The sequence below is a fragment of the Citrobacter sp. TBCS-14 genome (assembly GCF_005280805.1).
GTDB classification, from domain to species: Bacteria; Pseudomonadota; Gammaproteobacteria; order Enterobacterales; family Enterobacteriaceae; genus Citrobacter; species Citrobacter gillenii.
The window spans coordinates 1-599 of sequence record NZ_SZWM01000363.1 but is presented as its reverse complement, the minus strand read 5'-3'; the positions used below and the strand labels follow the sequence as shown (position 1 = coordinate 599).

Sequence of the window (599 nt, the reverse complement as noted above, 5' to 3'; positions counted from 1 at the left end):
AGAATTTCCACTTTCTTCGGGTTATTGGTTAGCAGACGGACTTCATCCACGCCCAATAATTTGAACATATCAGCACACAAGGTGAAGTCACGCTCGTCCGCCGCAAAGCCTAACTGATGGTTGGCTTCGACGGTGTCATAGCCCTGATCCTGCAACGCATAGGCGCGGATCTTATTCAACAGGCCGATGTTACGTCCTTCCTGNTCTTCAGCAATGTGCGTGAGCGCGGCTTCCAGTTGGAAACCGCAATCGCAACGCAGGCTGAAAAGCGCATCGCCAGTCAGACATTCGGAATGGACGCGTGCCAGGACCGGTGTTTGACCCGAAATATCGCCAAATACCAGCGCGACATGATCGTGCCCGGTTGCCAGTTCTTCAAATCCCACCATCAGGAAATCACCCCAGGGGGTTGGCAGTTTGGCTTCTGCCACACGTTTAAGCTGCATGTAATTCTCCAGATTATGCTGGCACTGTGCGTGCCGTCGCCTGTTGGCTTCTGTATTGCACTATTTTGCCATAAGGCAAGGGTGTTCACCTAATTGCAGCAACGCATTCATTTCCGAATGGCACAAAATTGTCAATTTCCCCGGTGTGCGGAT

Annotated in this window: 1 protein-coding gene; it reads right to left on the bottom strand. The window is 51.7% G+C overall.

The window, feature by feature from the left end:
- On the bottom strand, nucleotides 1-446 hold a 446-nt coding region (ribA, locus tag FDX22_RS15520), incomplete at its 3' end, for a GTP cyclohydrolase II (protein ID WP_186805320.1).
- Between the last annotated feature and the right edge of the window lie 153 nt (nucleotides 447-599).